The sequence below is a fragment of the Methanofollis sp. UBA420 genome (assembly GCF_002498315.1).
Classification (GTDB): Archaea; Halobacteriota; Methanomicrobia; order Methanomicrobiales; family Methanofollaceae; genus Methanofollis.
This window is the reverse complement of record NZ_DAGX01000003.1, coordinates 46,786-63,111: the sequence shown is the minus strand read 5'-3', so window position 1 is coordinate 63,111 and position 16,326 is coordinate 46,786. Positions and strand designations below refer to the sequence as shown.

Below are 16,326 nucleotides of genomic sequence, written 5' to 3'. Positions count from 1 at the left end.
TGCACCTCAGGTATCCTCGTCAGGGCCGGCCCGCGACCGACCATCGCCCGAACTCAACGCGACCCGCCCCTGCAGCTCGTTCTGGAACCAGATCGCCTGTTGCGGGAAGGGCATCTCGATACCGTTCTTCGAGAGTTCCTCCTTGATCTTCCAGAGGAGATCGGTCCGGACGTCCCACCACTCGGTGGCAGGCGCCCAGATCCGCACCTTGATATTCACCGAACTGTCGGCGAGTTCGTCGACATAGACGGAGGGCGACGGATCCTTCAGGGCGAAGGGGTGGCTCCAGACGACCTCCCTGATGATCCTGATCGCCTCGTTCGCGTCGTCGTCGTACGGGATCCCGATGACGTACTCGAACCGCCGCGCCTCGTGGGCCACATAATTTGTGATCTCAGAGGTGAAGACCTTTTCATTCGGGATCCGCACATAGACGCCGTCATAGGTCTTCACGATCGTCGAGAAGATGTTGATGTCGGTGATGTTCCCGCTCACGCTCCCGATATTGATGTTGTCACCGATGGTGATTGGCCGCTCAAGAATGAGGAAGAGACCCGAGATCAGGTTCCCGAGCACGCTCTGGCTGGCGATACCGATGACGATCGAAGCGAACCCGCCGGCCACGAGGAGGCCGCCGAGGTCAATCTTGAAGAAGGGGACGATGATCAGGACGGTGATAATGAGCACCGAGTAGTTGACGGCCTTGAGGAGGAGGTCGAGCTGGCTCAGTTTGATCTTGTCGGTGAGGGTTTTCCTGAGGTAGAGGGTCGCCGCCTTCGCTACCGTCGCCGCAATGAGGATGACGAGGACGATGTAGACGAGGTGCCCCCAGCTGAGGGAGGGGTAGAAGAAGATGGGGTCGTCAAGGCCAAAGTCGAAGCCAAACACTGCTCACAGCCCCCGGTCCATCAGGAAACGCTGGCGCTCGACCCCCGCAAGTCGATGCACCGTGAAGAGTTCGACCGCCTTCTTCTGCCCCTCACGGGCAGACCGGTCGTAAAAACCGGTCTCCGCCACCATCGTGCTGAGGACACGCATCCACGCCTGTACGGAAACAAGGTCGCCATAGTAGATCTTCATGCCGAAACCGTCCAGGACGATCTTCGAGACTTCGACCCATTCCCGCGTCGTATTGGAGATCTCAAGGGACAGGAGACCCTCATTCAGGGGATCGAGATCAGGAGGGGCAGAGCGGGCGGTGCTCGGCCACCACCGAGCGATCACCCCTTTCTCTGACGAGCCGTACAGAGTGTACTTCTGGCTATTCCAGGAGAAGATATCCAGGAGTTCGAGATTTCCCCGGCCGGCGACAAAAACGCCGATCTCGACAGGGAAGGTGAGGTAGACAGTCTGCTCGGCGCCCGGTTCGATCGAGAGGGGTTCGAATTCAACCAGGAGATTCCGGCAGATCTCCTTGGGGAGGTTGAGGGGCTCGACCGGGTTGATGATCAGCCGACCGCCAGAGGAAAGGATGGTCCGCGTCTTCGTCTGCCCGTTCAGGGTGCGGCGGTAGAGATACTTCCCATCCTCTGGCTCGATCGAGAGATCGAGGCCGTCCTTCTCGTACCTGAAGGAAAGGTCGTAAGTGCCGTACACGGTAAATGTCTCGGGCATGCGGTATTAAGGGTATCTAAGGGGTACGGTCGATCCCTCTATATAGCGGGGGAGAGAATCGCGGTGCAATGGCGGACTCTTCTGCCCCCTGGCATGCCCGCGATCAGGCCGAGGCCCTCCTGACCCTCGGGTCGTGCGAGGAGGGTCTGTCCCCGGCAGAGGCAGGTGTACGGCTGGAACGCTACGGCGAGAACCGCCTCGACAGGGAGGAGGCGCCTGGCCCGGGGGCGATCATCATCCGCCAGTTCAGGAGCACCCTCGTCGCCGTTCTCATCGCCGCCGCGGTCTTTTCCCTCATTATCGGAGAGACTGTCGATGCCGTCGCAATCCTGATCATCGTTCTCATGAACGCAGCCTTCGGCGCGGCCCAGGAGTGGCAGGCAGAGAAGGCGATGGAAGCGCTCAGGCGGATGCTCGGCCTGCAGGCCGTCGTGGTGAGGGGCGGGGCAGAGACCGGGATCGATGCGGCGGCGGTCGTACCCGGGGACATCGTCGTCCTCGATACAGGGATGAAGGTGCCGGCCGACCTCCGCCTTATCTCGGCGACAAGTCTCCAGGTCGACGAGGCACCGCTCACCGGGGAGTCGGTGCCGGTGGGCAAGGCCGTCCTTCCCCTCCCGGAGGAGACCCCTCTGATGGAGCGGGCGAACATGGCCTACATGGGGACGGCGGTCGTGAACGGGCGGGGGAGGGGGGTTGCCGTCGCCACCGGGATGGCGACCGAGTTCGGGCGGATCGCAGGGCTTTCCCGCACGGTCAGGGATATCGAGACACCTCTTGCCCGGCGGCTCGCCGTCCTCTCGACACGTATCGGCCAGATCGCGCTTTTCGTCGCTGCGGCAGTCGTGCTCGCCGGCCTCCTCCAGGGGCGCGGGGCCTATGAGCTCGTCCTGATCGGGGTGTCCCTGGCCGTCGCCGTGATCCCGGAGGGTCTGCCCGCGGTGGTGACCCTTACCCTGGCGATCGGGGTGCGGGCGATGCTCAGGAGAAACTGCCTCATCCGTCACCTGCCGGCCTCGGAGACCCTTGGGGCGGTCTCGGTGATCGGCACGGACAAGACCGGCACTCTCACGAAGAACGAGATGACGGTGACGGCGATCGCCCTGCCAGGCCGGGATATCAGGGTGAGTGGCACCGGCTACGCCCCGATGGGAGGATTTTTCGTGGGGGAGAGGGCCGTCGATCCTGCAGAAGTGCCCGGGCTTTCAGCTTTCCTCCGGGCCGCCGTCATCTGCAGCCACGCCTCACTCACGCCAGACGGCGGGATCATCGGGAGTCCGACCGAGGGAGCGCTCGTCGTCGCCGCGGCAAAGGCCGGGATCGGGCGCGACGGTCTCCCGGGGATCGAAGAGGAACTCTCCTTCTCCTCGGCGAGGAAACGGATGACCGTCATTGTGGGGAAAGGAGAGAGACGGATCGCATACATGAAGGGAGGGCCAGAGATCGTCCTTGCCCGCTGCACTGCGGTGCTCGCTGACGGGGCGGCCAGGTCTCTCGACACGGAGACACTGGAGGTGCTGGCGGCCGGGGTCGAGGGGATGGCAGGAGAGGGCCTCAGGGTGATCGCGGCGGCATACCGCCCTTTCGACGACGGCGAAGACCCGGAGGAGGGGCTCGTCTATCTGGGGGCCGCGGGCATCCAGGACCCGCCGCGTGAAGAGGCGAGAGAAGCAGTGGAACGGGCAAGAAAGGCGGGGATAAACGTGATCATGATCACCGGAGACGCATCCCTTACGGCGGCGGCGGTCGGCCGGGCTGTCGGGCTCGGGCAGGGTGAAGCCCTGACCGGCGCAGATATCGACGGGATGGACGACACCAGTCTCCTTGCCGCACTGAAATCTGCGAATATCCTTGCACGGGTCACCGCTGAACATAAACTCAGGGTGATCGGCCTCCTCACCGGGGACGGCCATATCGTCGCCATGACCGGCGACGGAGTGAACGACGCCCCCGCCCTGAAAAAGGCGCATGTCGGGATCGCGATGGGCGTCAAGGGGACGGACGTCGCCAGAGAGGCGAGCGACATCGTCCTCGTGGACGACAACTTCGCAAGCATCGTCGCCGGAGTCGAAGAGGGGCGACGGGAGGCGGACAACATCGCGAAGTTCACGCGGTACCTCCTCTCCTCGAACGTCGGTGAGATCGTCGCCGTCGCGGGCGGACTCGTCGTCGGCCTGCCCCTCGTCCTCCTGCCGGCCCAGATCCTCTGGGTGAACCTGGTGACCGATGGTGCGACCGCCCTCGTCCTCGGGGTCGAACCGGCAGAGAGGGGGATCATGCGCCGGCCGCCTGCAGACCCGGGTGCAGAGATCCTCTCCTCCCGCGCCATGACCGCGGTCCTCCTGATCGGCGGCTGGATCGGTGCGGTCGTCCTCCTCATCTTCGCCCTCCTCCAGGAGGCCGACCTCGACAGAGCCCGAACCCTCGCCTTCACCGGTTTCGTGGTCTTCGAACTGATCAATGTCTTCAACTTCAGGTCATTCTCATCGACCCTCCGCGAGATAGGGCCTTTCTCAAACAGGTACCTCGTCGCAGCGGTCGCCGGGAGCCTTGCCCTCCAGGTGGCGGCCGTCTACCACCCCATCCTCCAGGCGGCCTTCAGGACCGTCCCCCTCAGTGTAGGAGACTGGGCCCTCCTCGTCCTCATCAGCCTGCCCCTCCTCGCTGCAGGGGAGGGCTGGAAATGGGCGGTGAAGCGGCGGGAAAAAAGCGGGTGAGAACACAATCGGTGAGGACGGAGAGGAACGGCAGACTCGCCCTTCACGACCTTCTCTTCTGCCTTCCCGTGTCTGATCAGAAGAGAGCGGAGAATGAAAGATACGTCTCCTGCCATGAGCGAAGAAGACCATGATCGCAAAGGAGTCGAAACCTGAAGGTCTGCAGGAATAACTTTTCCGGGGGATTATCCCCGGAAAAAAAGACCGGGGTGTCCCCGGCAAGGAGTATTCTTAGTATCTGCGGGAATCGGTACGGGGCTCGCGCGGCCTCGCCTCATCCATACGCAGGGCACGGCCCATGAACTCGGTGCCGTTCAGGGCGGTCATTACCTTCTCGGCTTCCTCAGGGGAGGAGAACTCAACAAAACCAAAGCCCTTGCGCGGGATGATCCTGACGGAGGTGGGTTCGCTGTATTCAGAGAAGAGTTCGGTGAGCTGTTCTTCGGTTGTCTCGTAGTTGAGATTCCCGACATAGAGAGTATTGCTTTCCATGGGTAACTCCTGTGGTTAGCTATATGCTGGACATGGTTATCTTTCTGCCGACTGAGACAGGCATATCACCCCTGCGATCCACCCTTCTTCATGCACCATGCGCATCCCCTCGCCGTCGATATCGCGGTCGTCCTCCCTGCCGGGATCAGGGACGAGGCGGCCCGGATCAACCGTCTCCTCGTCGGGCATTCAAACACCAGAACCATCTGTTTCGGGCCTGACGCCGTCCCCCACATCACCCTCGCGATGGCCGCGGTGCCGGAGGGAGACCTTGCAGGGATCTCTCTGGAGAGCCTCGTGCCTCACTTTCCCCTCGATATCACTGTCACCGGCATCTCCACGGTGACAACCGGGTCGGGGCAGAGGGTCGCAGGATTCGACCTCGCCACCGACGGACCGCTCCTCGCTCTCCACCGCGCGGCGGCAAAGGCCCTCGGGGAAGTCGCCGTTGACGAACAACCTGCCCTCCTCCTCAGGGACGGAGAGGAGGACGAACCGTCCATGGCCGCGTATGCCCGCGATTTCCTGCGCGCCCGGTACTCCCCCCATATCACCCTCGGCAGGGGCGAAGCCTCTGAAAGGGACACCGCCCTCCCCCTGCCATACCGTTTCACAGCAGAGGGCGCAGTCCTCTGCCGCGTCGGCACTGGCGGCGCCTGCCGGCAGGTGCTCCGGGAAATGTACATATAATACCCGCGCACGGGAAGGGTATGGCAGGGTCATGGAGAGAGGCGAAGGAGATCGCAGAACGCGAGGGCCTCGAATATGTCTACCACGACTTCGACGCCGGCACTTACGGGGCCTGTCCGGCTGACGAGAGGCAGGGGGCATTCCTCTGCGGCGTCTTCAGGGAACACCGGTGCATCCATATGCCCGCGTCCTTCACGGCAGAGCAGATGGAAGAGAAAGAGAGGGCATTCCTCGCGGAAAACCCGGGATGGCAGGAGGGGTGAACAGCCGGCGGGGTTAAAAACGCCGACGACGAGATCGATCCCATGTCCGCAGAAATCGCCTCGACCATCGAGTTCCAGATGAGCCTCCTCCTCTTCGTCGCCCTCGCGGGCTACCTGGTGGCGTCCAGGATCAACCAGTCCGCGGTGATCGGGGAGATCCTGGTCGGGATCATCGTGGGGCCGAGCATCCTCGGCCTGATCACGTACACTGATTTCGTGCGGAGTCTCGCCGCTCTCGGCGCCGTCATCCTTCTCTTTGTCATCGGCCTGGAGTTCGATCTCCGGGACATCCTTGATCTGCGCTACGCCGTGATCGGACTTTTCGGGGTCATCGTCCCCTGGATTGGCGGCTACTGGCTCACCGCCGCACTCGGCTACGGCTTCGAGAGCGCCGTCTTTGTCGGGACGGCGATGACGGCGACGAGCATTGCGATCACCGCCAATGTCCTGCGGGAGATGGGAAAACTCGACACCGGCGTGGCGCGGGCGATCATAGGCACGGCGGTCATCGACGATGTTCTCTCCCTGATGGCCCTCTCGATGACCATCGACGTCGTCGCCGGGACATTCACACCCCTCTCGGTCACCGCGGTCGTCATGAAGGACGTTGTCTTCATCGTTCTTGCCGGATTTGCCGGCATCAAGATCGTCGCCCCTCTCCTCGAATGGATCGACCGGACCCCCTTCTCCCGGAAGTACCCGGAGTTCCTCTTCATCACAGCGATGATGTTCGCCTTTCTCTACGCCCTCGGCGCGGAGGCCGTCGGAATATCGGCGATCATCGGGGCATTCATCGCAGGCGTCTCCTTCCACGGGGTCAATATCGTCAACTCCCGCGACCTGAAGGAGGGGGCCGAGTATCTCCATGTCATCTTCGCCTCGATCTTCTTCGTATCCCTGGGAATCCTCGCCGATTTCTCGGCTCTCACGCCGGACATCCTCGTCCTCCTCACCGCCCTGACGGTGATGGCTGTGATCACCAAGATCGTCGGCTGCGGCATTCCCGCCCGCTTCATGGGAATAGGGTGGCAGGACAGCCTGATCCTCGGCTTCGGCATGGTGCCCCGGGGCGAAGTGGCGATGATCGTCGCCCTCATCGGCCTCAACCTGAACCTCATCGACCAGGGCATCTATCTGGCGATCGTGCTGATGAGCCTTCTGACAACGGTGGTGACACCGATCGTCTACCGGAACTGGTTATACAGGGGCGAAAGGATCGGGGAAACCGCCTGAACTATGCGCCGAGGGCCCGCGCAAGGCGGTGCATCCCCTCGGCGATTCTCTCCTCATCGGCATTCGAGAAGCTGAGGCGGACCGTGTTCTCCCCGCCACCGTCCACGTAGAAGGGCAGGCCGGGCAGGATGGCAACATGCTCCGCAAGGGCCCGCTCGAAGAGGGCCATCGAGGAGAGGCCGGGAGGGAGGGTCGCCCAGAGGAACATCCCACCCTCCGGATTGGTGCGGGCGACACCATCAGGGAAGAGTTCGTCTATCAGGGAGGCCATCAGGCTGCAGTGCCGGCCGTACACCCGGCAGATCTCCCCGACATGCGCATCGAGATCAGTATCCCGAAGGTACCGGGCGAGAATCCGCTGGTCGAGGGTGCTGGAATGGAGGTCTGATGCCTGCTTCGCGACGACGAGGCGGTCGAGGATCCCGGGTTCCGCACAGATCCAGCCGATGCGCAGTCCCGGCGCCGCGATCTTCGAGAAGGACCCGGTCAGGACTGTCGATTCGGGGAGATATGATTTCACCGGCGGCAGAGGCCGGCCCGAGAACCGCAGTTCGCCGTAGGCGTCGTCCTCGATAAAGACAGTGCCGGTCCCTTCGAGGAGAGAGGCCACATCCTCCCTTTTTTCCCGCGACCAGGTGATCCCCGACGGGTTCTGCGAGTTCGGGACACCATAGAAGAACCGGACATCCCGCTCTTCGAGCACCCTCTCCAGGGCCGCGATATCGGGCCCGTCCTTTTCGAGAGTGACAGGACAGAAACGGGGTTCGTACAGGGAGAAGGCCTGGATCGCACCAAGATAACCGGGGCGCTCGATCGCCACGGCAGAACCGGGGTCGAGGAAGACCTTGCCGATAAGGTCGAGGGCCTGTTGCGAACCACTGGTGATGAGAATCTCGTCGGGCCCAACTTCAAGGCCGAGCCTCTGCCTGTACCGGTCGGCGATGAACTCCCTGAGAGGCAGGTAGCCCTCGGTCGTAGAATACTGAAGGGCGGCGGCACCTCCGTCTTCAAAAACAGATCGGGACGCCTCCGCAATCTCTTCAACCCTGATAAGAGCGGGGTTCGGGAGGCCTCCGGCAAAAGAGATGACCTCAGGGTTCCCGGTAACCTTCAGGATCTCCCTGATAAAGGACCGGGGTGTCTTCGCCATTCTTGCAGCATACCGACGCGTCACACTGAACCATACGGGTCGCCGCAGAAATAATTTTGGGAAGGATCAGGCCTTCCCTTCCTCTTTCACCGTGAAATCCGCGTCGAGAACACCTTCCTCTTCCTCGGGGATGATGATCACGGCGATGATATAGGCAAGGACCCCGAAGACGATATAGCCGAAGAAGGAGAGGATAACCCACGCAATGCGCACGATCGCCGGGTCGATGCCCAGATACCTGGCTATTCCGCTGCAGACCCCGGCAATCATGCGGTCATTCTTCGGACGGACAAGTCTCTTCTCTGCCATCGATCATATCTAGACGCTTTTCGGGATAGACCTTGCGGACAAAAAATGGGAAGGGTTATCTATCCATGACAGGATTATGAGAATATGGATACGCGTAATCTCGACCGTGCATTGTTTGCCGTCGGTGCCGCCATGCTGCTAGTCCTCATCGTTTTCACCGTCGGTATGCTCGGCGGGACTGTTCCGGCATAGGAGGGCCAGGGGCCGGGAGAATGCGCCGCCACACATTTATAGGACCGGATCCATCGGAAAGTATGGAAAAAATCGAGACTCTCTCCGGTGTCCCTGGCATGCTCAGGCCTTTCAAACAGTACCTTGCCGGCGCCGGCCTGCCTGACGGCGCCCGCATCATATATTGCGGCGTTCCCGGAACCTGCACGCCTTTCATCGAACTGCTCGCCTTCGCCGTCCGCGATCTCCCCTTCGAGCACGTCTTCGTGCCGTACCTCGACGAGGGGAAGGCGCAGGCGATCCATGCTGTCCCCGGCGTCGGCATGCAGGTCGGCGGATCGCCTGCCGGCCCAGACCCTGCGGTCATCGTCCTGATGGGCGGGCTTGCGATGCCGAATGTCCCGGTGGAAGCAAAAGATGCGGCGGCACTCCTCGCACGCCACCCGCAGGCAAAGAGAGTCGGAGTCTGTTTTATGAGCATGTTCGAGAAGGCGGGCTGGCTCGATCAGGTCGCCTTCGACCTCCTGATCGACGCCACCCTCGACCCGGTCACCATCTACCGGTAGATCTCCGCGAGCTGCGGCGCTCCCTGCAGGGCCCTGACCACTTCCCCCACAACTTTTTCGACCTGCCACACGGTCAGCGGCACCTCGCCGAGGAAAAGCTCGATCTCGCCCCCCCTCACAAGTGAGAGCGTCGCAACTCCCTCGAAAAAAGGCAACTGCGCCAGCTCTTCAAAGGTGATCTTTGTTTTCATGGTCCCCCCACCCTCCATACCGGCCTTCAAGATATAAATATTTCCGGTACGGTCCGTGAGCGGATCACGAATTTTGAGGAATAAAAGAACTGATCGCCGGGCTCTGGAGAAACCCTCATGCCCGGGCCGATGTATCCTCCCGAACCCCTGGAAGGAAGCGCGGATCCGATGCCTTCCCCACAATTTAGACCTTGGTCACATTCCCAGAACCCCCACTCAGGATTGGACCGGGGAAGAGCGAACAGAATATCCTGAGCGGAGAAAACAATCCCACCCCCAATCCGAATGTGGAGACAGCCGGAGGGGGTCGAGAAGAGGGTCTTCGAGGTGCGAGCGATAGCGAGCATGAAATCAAGGTGGTCCCTCAGAGCAGGCACTTCAGAAAAGGATTTTCACAGAACCGAATACCCGGAAATCGGAAGAGTGCAGGAGTGCAGTCTTCCGGCCCGAGAGAAACGTGCAAAAAATATTTAGAGGTAAGGGTTGCGCAGACCCTTGCCGACGCCGAAGGATGCACGGGCGTCGAGCGTCTTCTGGTTCTTCGTGATCTTGTCGGTGGCGAGCTTGGTCACGAGGTCAAGGCCGGGCTTGACACCGGCGATGTCCTGGGTCTCGAAGCAACCGGCGGTGATGGCCTTGGCCCAGACATCTTCGCCGTTCTTCGTCCTGACAAAGACAGTGCTCCAGCCGTCGGGGGTGCCGACCGATCCGGTCGAGACATCGGCGAGGTTGGAGACATAGTCCAGGCAGACGTGGCAGCCGGGCTGCTCGTACTTGTGGGTGACCTTCAGCGGGATCTGGGAGACCGCACCGCGCTCGGTGTAGGCCCAGAACTTGCCCTTGCCGATGTCCATCTTGGTGACGGACTCGAGTTTCTGGTTGCAGTGGTCCTCGACGATCGCCTCAATCGACTGGTACGGGAAGTTCTCCATGCAGAAGATCCCGATGGCCAGGGCGATCTTGTCAGGGACGTCGCGCATCCCGATCGGGTAGAGCTGGGCCTTTCTGACAGCCTGCATCTGGCACGGGGTGCCGACGATGCCGACCTTGTCAAGGCCATAGCTCCGGGTCGCCTCCTTGAGGAGGGAGAGGTTCGGGGAGAGGTTGTACTTCGTGCCGCGGGCTGCAAGGAGTTCCGCCCTCGTGGTTGCAACCATCGGCTCGGGCTTCCAGGGCTCGTCAGACGGCCCTGCTACGATGGCACCGTCGATGATGCCCTCTTCGAGCGCATACGCAAAGAGCTGGGTGACGATACCGCCGTCCTGGGCTCCCTTCAGAATTTCCTTGTCGGTGCTGCGTGCAGCGACACAGGTCTTGTAGTTACCGAGTACCATTTCTCTTCACCTCACTGCATGACCTCTTTGATGAGTTCGCTGATACCCTCGAACTCATTCATCACATCGAAGTTGAAGAAGCTCCTCGGGCACTGGGCATAGCAGGCGCCGCACTTGATGCACAGGTCGCGCTCGATCTGCGGCTTGCCGTATTCCATGCTGACCGCACGGACCGGACAGGCGGCGGCACAGGAACCGCAGCCCATGCACAGGCCCTGGTTCACGACACCGACCATCAGGTCGCAGCCGCAGGCCTCGCTGCTGAACTCGGCGTTCGAGCCGCGCTTTGCAAGGGCCATGAGGGGCTTGAGGTATGCACCGGCAAGCTCCTTCTGCTCGTCGGTACCCTTCAGGAGCAGGTACGCCATGAGACAGACGTTCCTGATCTGCTGCGGGGTCGGCGCACAGCCGGGGATGTAGACATCGACGTCGATCAGGTCTCCGATCGGGACGAACGATTCCATCTGCGGCTGGTTCCACTGGCCACCACGGCAGAACCGGGTGATGTTCCCGTATGCCGCACAGCCACCAAGGGCGACGACGATCTTCGCCCTCTCCCTGGTCTCCTTGATCTCTTCAACAGAGCACTTGTCCTGGAGGCAGACGGAACCCTCGACGAGGGCGACGTCCATCTCAGGGACATGCCTGACATCCACAAGGGTCAGTGCATAGACGAGGTCTGCATAGTTGTCCAGAATCTTGAAGAGTCCTTCGTAGTTGTCTGCAAAGGACACAAGGCATCCGGTACAGCCGCTCATGTGCACGTGCCCCACGGTAATCTTCTCTACCACAGGCTTTTCCTCCTTAATTATCTCAGATGATTTTTCCACTTCGATCTCAGAAGGCTTCGCTACAGGTCTGGGTGCCGGTTGTGCGGCCTCTTTTTTGGCCACAACCGCTTTGGCTGGCTCTCCGGCAGCGGGTGCCTGCCGGGCCTCTTTGACGGGTGCAGGCCTTGGCGCCGGAGTTGGCACGGGCTTTTTCACCCATTTTACTGTCCCCTTATCCTCAGATGGCTTTGCCTCGGGCTGGACCGGCGCCGTTACCGGCGCAGGCTCTACCTTCGGGGCCGTCTCAGGTCTGGGTGGCTCCTTCCTTCCAAAGATGATCCCTTTTAGCTTCGCTAGTAGCCCCATAATCCACCCCAATCTCGGCAAGTACGTGACGTACTACCTTGGGTATGGCCTTCTGAACCTCTTCGGTGAGCCCGATTTCCATCTCGGGTGATGTTACCCGTTTCGGCTGGACGCCGAGGATCGTGATCTCGACTCTGTCCTTCAGCCTCTGGAGCGGCTCGGTAAGGTCCCATGAATGGGCGTCCCGGTAGCTCCCTGGCGGCAGGTCTTCAAGGGACAACTTCGCAAGCGTGCCCGGCTCCGCACCGAAATCCGCTATATCGACGATGATGATCTTTTTCGTGACCTCAGGGTCGATCAGCGTAAAAATAAAGTGCGGGGCTCCAAGCCCTGCGTCGACGGCCTTGACATTGTCGGGAAGTTGCATGCGGTTCAGCTCCTCGATCACCTCGGGCCCGAGGCCGTCGTCGGCGAAGAGAGGGTTACCGCATCCCACAATCACGATTTCCGGGTATAACATGTATTATCTCACTCGAGGAGCTTCTGGGCCACTATCTTCTTGTTCTCGTCCACGACCAGCATGTGGGTGGCGCAGGAGACGCACGGGTCATAGGCCCGGACAATGACTTCTGCGAGTTCCCACGGAGCGCCGGTCAGGGCGCGGCTGCAGGTCGGGAAGTTCCAGGTGGTCGGGACAAGCATGGAGAACCAGCGGACCTTGCCGTCCTTGACCTTTGCCAGGTGGACGTCGCAGCCACGCGGGGCCTCGTTGGCAGCCCAGCCGAGGCTTCCGTCGCCGCCGGGGATCTCGTCGGCAAGGACCTTGCCGGAGGTGTTGAGGGCGTCGACAGCCTCAAGAATGCCGTACAGGCATCCCTCGTATTCCATCTCACGGGCGATGTTCAGGCCCATGGCACCCTTCTCGTCGTAGTTCTTGAACTGGACGAGACGGGCACGCGGACCGACTTCGACAGGCTGGCCGTCGTACAGGGGCACGCCGGTGCAGGCCTGCATCTGCGGCCAGGCCTTCTCGCCTGCCGGGGTGGTGCCGCCTACGGGATAGTCCTTGTCTTCGAGGGAGATCTCTTCCTCGCCCATGTACCAGTCCCAGGGCCGGACTTCGGTCCAGCGCTCGGGGAACCAGGTCGGGTTGTCGTCAAGGCTGCTGCTGCCGTAGATCGGAGCCGCGGCCATGTAGCCCTGGTTGTGGTAGCCGAGGTTCTTCGGGATCGGGATCTGGCGGCCGGCAACCTCTGCCCAGTCACGCTTCTGGTAGTTCCGGAAGATCGAGACCATGAACTCCTGCTGCGCGTGGGCGAGCATCCTGCCCTCCTTCGCGAGGTCGTAGATCTTCTGTTTCGCCCGCGGGGAGATGTTCTTGTACATACCGCCGACACGCGGGTTCGACGGGTGAACCGCTTCGCCGCCGACGATCTCGCCGATGGTCTGGCCGATCTCACGGAGCCTCTGGATCCGGAGAGCGACAGACCTCACCGGTTCCTCGGGGGTGAACGGGTTGATCTTCGTGTCTGTACCCGGCAGGTACATGTCCGGCAGGACAAGGATGTCGTGCAGGGCGATGCTGTGCAGCCTGTTTGCGCACTGGAGGATGTACCGCAGAAGCATCGCGTCCTCGGGGATGTAACACCCGACGGATGCTTCCATGGCCTCAGTCGCTGCAAGCGTGTGGGCGATCGGACAGATACCGCACACACGGGAGGCAATCTTGGGCACCTGCTCCATCGTCTTGCCGACGGCGAGCTTCTCGACACCCCTCACCGGGGTGATGGAAAGCCAGTCACCACGCTCGACGATACCCTCGTCATTTACCTTCAGGACGAGTTTGGAGTGGCCCTCGTGCCTCGTGGTTGGGGAAATCTCTACAACTTTCGACAAATATATCGCCTCATTTTAGTTGAGTTGTTCAAACAGCGATACCGTGTTTCGAACCTGTGCAATAGGTGTGACACGTACCACAGAAGTACGTCAGAAGCAATTACTTCGCCGTTTTAGTTATATCTTTCGATTCGGTACCGATCAATCAAGGTGGATTAACTCAGGGATACGATAATACCGGATAAAATAGCGAGATCAATCAGGACAGGAGAATAGACCCGGGGGATAGCATGAAAGGACAGTTTCCAGAACAGACCCGGAGGAATACGAAACCCTGACCCCACAGAGCGATATGCTCCACAGTTTTCGGCAGCCAGAACGGCATCGGCACCGCCATCGAAGGCGTCCCGAAGGATATTGGATAAAAGGGGGGTGTTGGGGGATTTAGTCTCCGTTCAGCTCTGCGATCAACTCGGCAAGCGTCGCCTTCCGCTCCGCGTAGGCGTCGTGCTGGTGGATGCTCTCCTCATTCGTCTGCCGGATGAGGATCATCGAGTCGCCGGGGAGGTCGCTGAAACGAGCGACGACATGCCGTGCCATCTCCCTGACGCAGTCCTCGACAAAGCGGGGGTTGCGGTGGGCCTGCATCACGACATAGTTCTCGTCGCCACGCTTGAGAAGCTCGAAGATCGAAGCGCTCATCGAGTCCTTCAGGACCTTGATGATCGTCTCCAGGGAGACATGCTGGTCGTCGTCGGTCTCGATGCAGAGGAAGCCGCGGCCCCGCTGGTTATGGGTGGCCATCGGCACCTCCTCAAAGAAGGCAGTGATCTTCTCCTGCTCGATACCCAGGTCCTGCATCACATGGACCGCATGGTCCTTCATGATGTCCTGGGCACAGGGGCAGGCAGTCATTCCGGTGACTTCAGCGCCGATGCTCTTCCTGATGATGGGGTGGTGACCGTTCCGCCTGGCGACCGCACGGGCGTGAACTTTCACGACCTCGTGACAGCTCGTCTTCGAGACCGGAGTCTCGCGGCGGACCATGAACTCGCTACGCATCAGGACCTCGGTCCTTTCGGCATATTCATGGTGGTCGAGGAGTTTGCGCGCAACAACGCTGCAGAGTTCCTCGATCTCGGAAACCTTTCCATCAATGGCCTCCTGGAGAACCTCATCTATAACCTCGAAGTTCCTGGAGAGGTTGGCCCCCTTCAGGCTGCCGGGGAGGTCGACGAAAACGTCGAAGTTCGAAATGAAGATCACAGGGCGCTTGCCCGGACGGGAGACTTCAACCAGTTTTTTAACGTTTTTTACGCCGACCCTTGTCAGATTGATGCGGACATCAGGGGTGGTCGACTGTACGTCTGGCAGTTCCATTCTCGTAAACCTCAATTGGAAACTGATCTACGAAGCGTGGCGCAAGGGGAAATATATCGACGAGCGCCATGATGTAGTGGTGAAAGGTACCCCCTATAGTTATTTATGAACTTCGTTATCACTAAGAAACGGTAGAGTATGGTCGAGAAATATTTTGATGCCGATGCCGATATGGGCGTGCTGGCAGGGAAAAAGATTGCCGTCATCGGGTACGGGTCGCAGGGGCGCGGGCAGGCCCTCAACCTGAAGGACTCGGGCCTCGATGTGGTCATCGGAGTCAGGCCGGGAAAAAGCTGGGAAATTGCGATCAAAGATGGCCTGGAGGTTTTCCAGGTCGCCGACGCAGCGCGGGAGGCAGACGTCATCCAGGTCCTCCTCCCTGACGAGGACCAGGCGGCAGTCTACCGGAGCGCAGTCAGACAGGGGCTCACCGCGGGCAAGACCCTGATGTTCTCCCATGGGTTCAACATCCACTACGGCCAGATCGTCCCGCCGCCAGACGTGAACGTCGTGATGGTCGCGCCGAAAGGGCCCGGTCACATGGTGAGGCGGATGTACGAGGAGGGGAAGGGCGTCCCGGCGCTCATCGCCGTCGAGCAGGACGCAACAGGCGATGCGAAGGCGATCGCCCTGGCGTACGCGAAGGGTATCGGGGCGACGCGGGCCGCGGTCTTTGAGACGACATTCAGGGAGGAGACGGAGACCGACCTTTTCGGCGAGCAGGCGGTGCTCTGCGGCGGGTGCACGTCCTTGATCAAGGCCGGGTTCGAGACCCTGGTCGCCAACGGATATGCCCCGGAGATGGCATACCTCGAGGTCCTCCATGAGCTGAAACTGATCGTCGACCTCATCTACGAGGGCGGGTTCTCGGGGATGCGGGACTCGATCTCGAACACCGCGAAGTACGGCGACCTGACGCGGGGGCCGCGGGTCGTCGGCCCGGAAACCTATGAGGCGATGCAGGAGATCCTGGACGAGATCCAGGACGGCCGCTTTGCAAAGGAGTGGATCCTGGAGAACATGACAGGCAGGCCCGTCTTCACCGCCCTCACCCGTGCCGACGAGGGGCACGAGATCGAGTGTGTGGGGAAGGAGATCAGGGCCCTGATGCCGCAGTTCCAGAAAAAATAATTTCAGGATCTGGGAAAATCCTGTTCTACCGCCTGTGCCGGGGAACGATTCCTCACAATCTAGTCGGGGGACTACGCCCCCGAACCCCCGCTCAGGATTGGACCTCAAAGGGGCAAACTTGCATTTTGAAGAGGAGACTGCCCTCCACCTCCCTATCCTAATGGCAGGGGGAC

The 16,326-nt window shown here is 61.0% G+C and carries 17 protein-coding genes; 6 read left to right on the top strand and 11 right to left on the bottom strand.

Annotation, left to right across the window (positions count from 1 at the left end; all coding sequences use genetic code 11):
* Positions 1-6 precede the first annotated feature (6 nt).
* Both BP869_RS05170 and BP869_RS05165 read right to left on the bottom strand, forming a co-directional pair.
* Positions 7-888 (bottom strand): mechanosensitive ion channel family protein, encoded by an 882-nt coding sequence (locus BP869_RS05170; RefSeq protein ID WP_342677557.1) that lies wholly within the window; start codon positions 886-888, stop codon positions 7-9.
* Positions 889-891: 3 nt separating this feature from the next.
* Positions 892-1,614, bottom strand: a complete 723-nt coding sequence (locus tag BP869_RS05165; RefSeq protein ID WP_342677556.1) for a DUF432 domain-containing protein — start codon at positions 1,612-1,614, stop codon at positions 892-894.
* 68 nt (positions 1,615-1,682) lie between these two features.
* Here BP869_RS05165 and BP869_RS05160 point away from each other — a divergent pair, with 68 nt between their 5' ends.
* The gene (locus tag BP869_RS05160) at positions 1,683-4,331 is read left to right on the top strand and encodes an HAD-IC family P-type ATPase (RefSeq protein WP_342677554.1); all 2,649 of its coding nucleotides are present in this window, start codon (positions 1,683-1,685) and stop codon (positions 4,329-4,331) included.
* A 231-nt stretch (positions 4,332-4,562) separates the two neighbouring features.
* On the opposite strand, the gene BP869_RS05155 is transcribed toward BP869_RS05160, so the two are convergent.
* Positions 4,563-4,823 (bottom strand): RNA recognition motif domain-containing protein, encoded by a 261-nt coding sequence (locus BP869_RS05155; RefSeq protein ID WP_067046921.1) that lies wholly within the window; start codon positions 4,821-4,823, stop codon positions 4,563-4,565.
* Positions 4,824-4,913: 90 nt separating this feature from the next.
* Here BP869_RS05155 and BP869_RS05150 point away from each other — a divergent pair, with 90 nt between their 5' ends.
* From BP869_RS05150 to BP869_RS05140, 3 genes are read left to right on the top strand one after another with little or no spacing between them, the layout of a single operon-like run.
* Positions 4,914-5,513, top strand: a complete 600-nt coding sequence (locus BP869_RS05150; protein ID WP_342677551.1) for a hypothetical protein — start codon at positions 4,914-4,916, stop codon at positions 5,511-5,513.
* Between the two features lie 20 nt (positions 5,514-5,533).
* Positions 5,534-5,776 (top strand): hypothetical protein, encoded by a 243-nt coding sequence (locus tag BP869_RS05145; RefSeq protein WP_342677549.1) that lies wholly within the window; start codon positions 5,534-5,536, stop codon positions 5,774-5,776.
* A 42-nt stretch (positions 5,777-5,818) separates the two neighbouring features.
* A complete protein-coding gene (locus BP869_RS05140) occupies positions 5,819-7,009 on the top strand; it encodes a cation:proton antiporter (protein ID WP_342677547.1) in 1,191 nt (396 codons plus the stop codon).
* A gap of 1 nt (position 7,010) precedes the next feature.
* Here the strand turns inward: BP869_RS05140 and BP869_RS05135 are convergent, their stop codons facing one another.
* Together BP869_RS05135 and BP869_RS05130 are read right to left on the bottom strand one after the other, a co-directional pair.
* Entirely contained in the window at positions 7,011-8,159 is a 1,149-nt protein-coding gene (locus BP869_RS05135; RefSeq protein ID WP_342677545.1) for a PLP-dependent aminotransferase family protein, read from the bottom strand.
* 66 nt (positions 8,160-8,225) lie between these two features.
* Positions 8,226-8,468: a PspC domain-containing protein gene (locus BP869_RS05130; protein WP_342677543.1), complete on the bottom strand. Its 243-nt coding sequence runs from the start codon at positions 8,466-8,468 to the stop codon at positions 8,226-8,228.
* Positions 8,469-8,722: 254 nt separating this feature from the next.
* Here BP869_RS05130 and BP869_RS05125 point away from each other — a divergent pair, with 254 nt between their 5' ends.
* The gene (locus BP869_RS05125; RefSeq protein ID WP_342677541.1) at positions 8,723-9,205 is read left to right on the top strand and encodes a DUF2124 domain-containing protein; all 483 of its coding nucleotides are present in this window, start codon (positions 8,723-8,725) and stop codon (positions 9,203-9,205) included.
* Here BP869_RS05125 and BP869_RS05120 read toward each other — a convergent pair.
* The 6 genes from BP869_RS05120 to mptA form a co-directional block, all read right to left on the bottom strand.
* A complete protein-coding gene (locus BP869_RS05120; RefSeq protein WP_342677539.1) occupies positions 9,196-9,396 on the bottom strand; it encodes a hypothetical protein in 201 nt (66 codons plus the stop codon). The genes BP869_RS05125 and BP869_RS05120 overlap by 10 nt on opposite strands.
* Positions 9,397-9,866: 470 nt before the next feature.
* On the bottom strand, positions 9,867-10,730 hold the full coding sequence (gene frhB, locus BP869_RS05115; protein ID WP_342677537.1) for a coenzyme F420 hydrogenase subunit beta: 864 nt from the start codon (positions 10,728-10,730) through the stop codon (positions 9,867-9,869).
* Positions 10,731-10,741: 11 nt separating this feature from the next.
* Positions 10,742-11,521: a coenzyme F420 hydrogenase subunit gamma gene (gene frhG, locus BP869_RS05110; RefSeq protein ID WP_342677535.1), complete on the bottom strand. Its 780-nt coding sequence runs from the start codon at positions 11,519-11,521 to the stop codon at positions 10,742-10,744.
* A gap of 283 nt (positions 11,522-11,804) precedes the next feature.
* Positions 11,805-12,326, bottom strand: a complete 522-nt coding sequence (frhD, locus tag BP869_RS05105) for a coenzyme F420-reducing hydrogenase, FrhD protein (protein WP_342677533.1) — start codon at positions 12,324-12,326, stop codon at positions 11,805-11,807.
* Between the two features lie 8 nt (positions 12,327-12,334).
* On the bottom strand, positions 12,335-13,702 hold the full coding sequence (gene frhA, locus BP869_RS05100) for a coenzyme F420 hydrogenase subunit alpha (RefSeq protein WP_342677531.1): 1,368 nt from the start codon (positions 13,700-13,702) through the stop codon (positions 12,335-12,337).
* Positions 13,703-14,086: 384 nt separating this feature from the next.
* Complete coding sequence (gene mptA / locus BP869_RS05095) at positions 14,087-15,022, bottom strand: GTP cyclohydrolase MptA (RefSeq protein ID WP_342677529.1); 936 nt, start codon at positions 15,020-15,022, stop codon at positions 14,087-14,089.
* Positions 15,023-15,160: 138 nt separating this feature from the next.
* Here mptA and ilvC point away from each other — a divergent pair, with 138 nt between their 5' ends.
* The gene (gene ilvC / locus BP869_RS05090) at positions 15,161-16,153 is read left to right on the top strand and encodes a ketol-acid reductoisomerase (RefSeq protein ID WP_342677527.1); all 993 of its coding nucleotides are present in this window, start codon (positions 15,161-15,163) and stop codon (positions 16,151-16,153) included.
* Positions 16,154-16,326: the final 173 nt, after the last annotated feature.

Coding starts and splice junctions, on each gene's coding strand:
- BP869_RS05165 (WP_342677556.1), bottom strand. CDS start 1,614: ATGCCCGAGACATTTACCGTGTACGGCACTTACGACCTTTCCTTCAGG.
- BP869_RS05160 (WP_342677554.1), top strand. CDS start 1,683: ATGGCGGACTCTTCTGCCCCCTGGCATGCCCGCGATCAGGCCGAGGCC.
- BP869_RS05155 (WP_067046921.1), bottom strand. CDS start 4,823: ATGGAAAGCAATACTCTCTATGTCGGGAATCTCAACTACGAGACAACC.
- BP869_RS05150 (WP_342677551.1), top strand. CDS start 4,914: ATGCACCATGCGCATCCCCTCGCCGTCGATATCGCGGTCGTCCTCCCT.
- BP869_RS05145 (WP_342677549.1), top strand. CDS start 5,534: ATGGCAGGGTCATGGAGAGAGGCGAAGGAGATCGCAGAACGCGAGGGC.
- BP869_RS05140 (WP_342677547.1), top strand. CDS start 5,819: ATGTCCGCAGAAATCGCCTCGACCATCGAGTTCCAGATGAGCCTCCTC.
- BP869_RS05135 (WP_342677545.1), bottom strand. CDS start 8,159: ATGGCGAAGACACCCCGGTCCTTTATCAGGGAGATCCTGAAGGTTACC.
- BP869_RS05130 (WP_342677543.1), bottom strand. CDS start 8,468: ATGGCAGAGAAGAGACTTGTCCGTCCGAAGAATGACCGCATGATTGCC.
- BP869_RS05125 (WP_342677541.1), top strand. CDS start 8,723: ATGGAAAAAATCGAGACTCTCTCCGGTGTCCCTGGCATGCTCAGGCCT.
- BP869_RS05120 (WP_342677539.1), bottom strand. CDS start 9,396: ATGAAAACAAAGATCACCTTTGAAGAGCTGGCGCAGTTGCCTTTTTTC.
- frhB (WP_342677537.1), bottom strand. CDS start 10,730: ATGGTACTCGGTAACTACAAGACCTGTGTCGCTGCACGCAGCACCGAC.
- frhD (WP_342677533.1), bottom strand. CDS start 12,326: ATGTTATACCCGGAAATCGTGATTGTGGGATGCGGTAACCCTCTCTTC.
- mptA (WP_342677529.1), bottom strand. CDS start 15,022: ATGGAACTGCCAGACGTACAGTCGACCACCCCTGATGTCCGCATCAAT.
- ilvC (WP_342677527.1), top strand. CDS start 15,161: ATGGTCGAGAAATATTTTGATGCCGATGCCGATATGGGCGTGCTGGCA.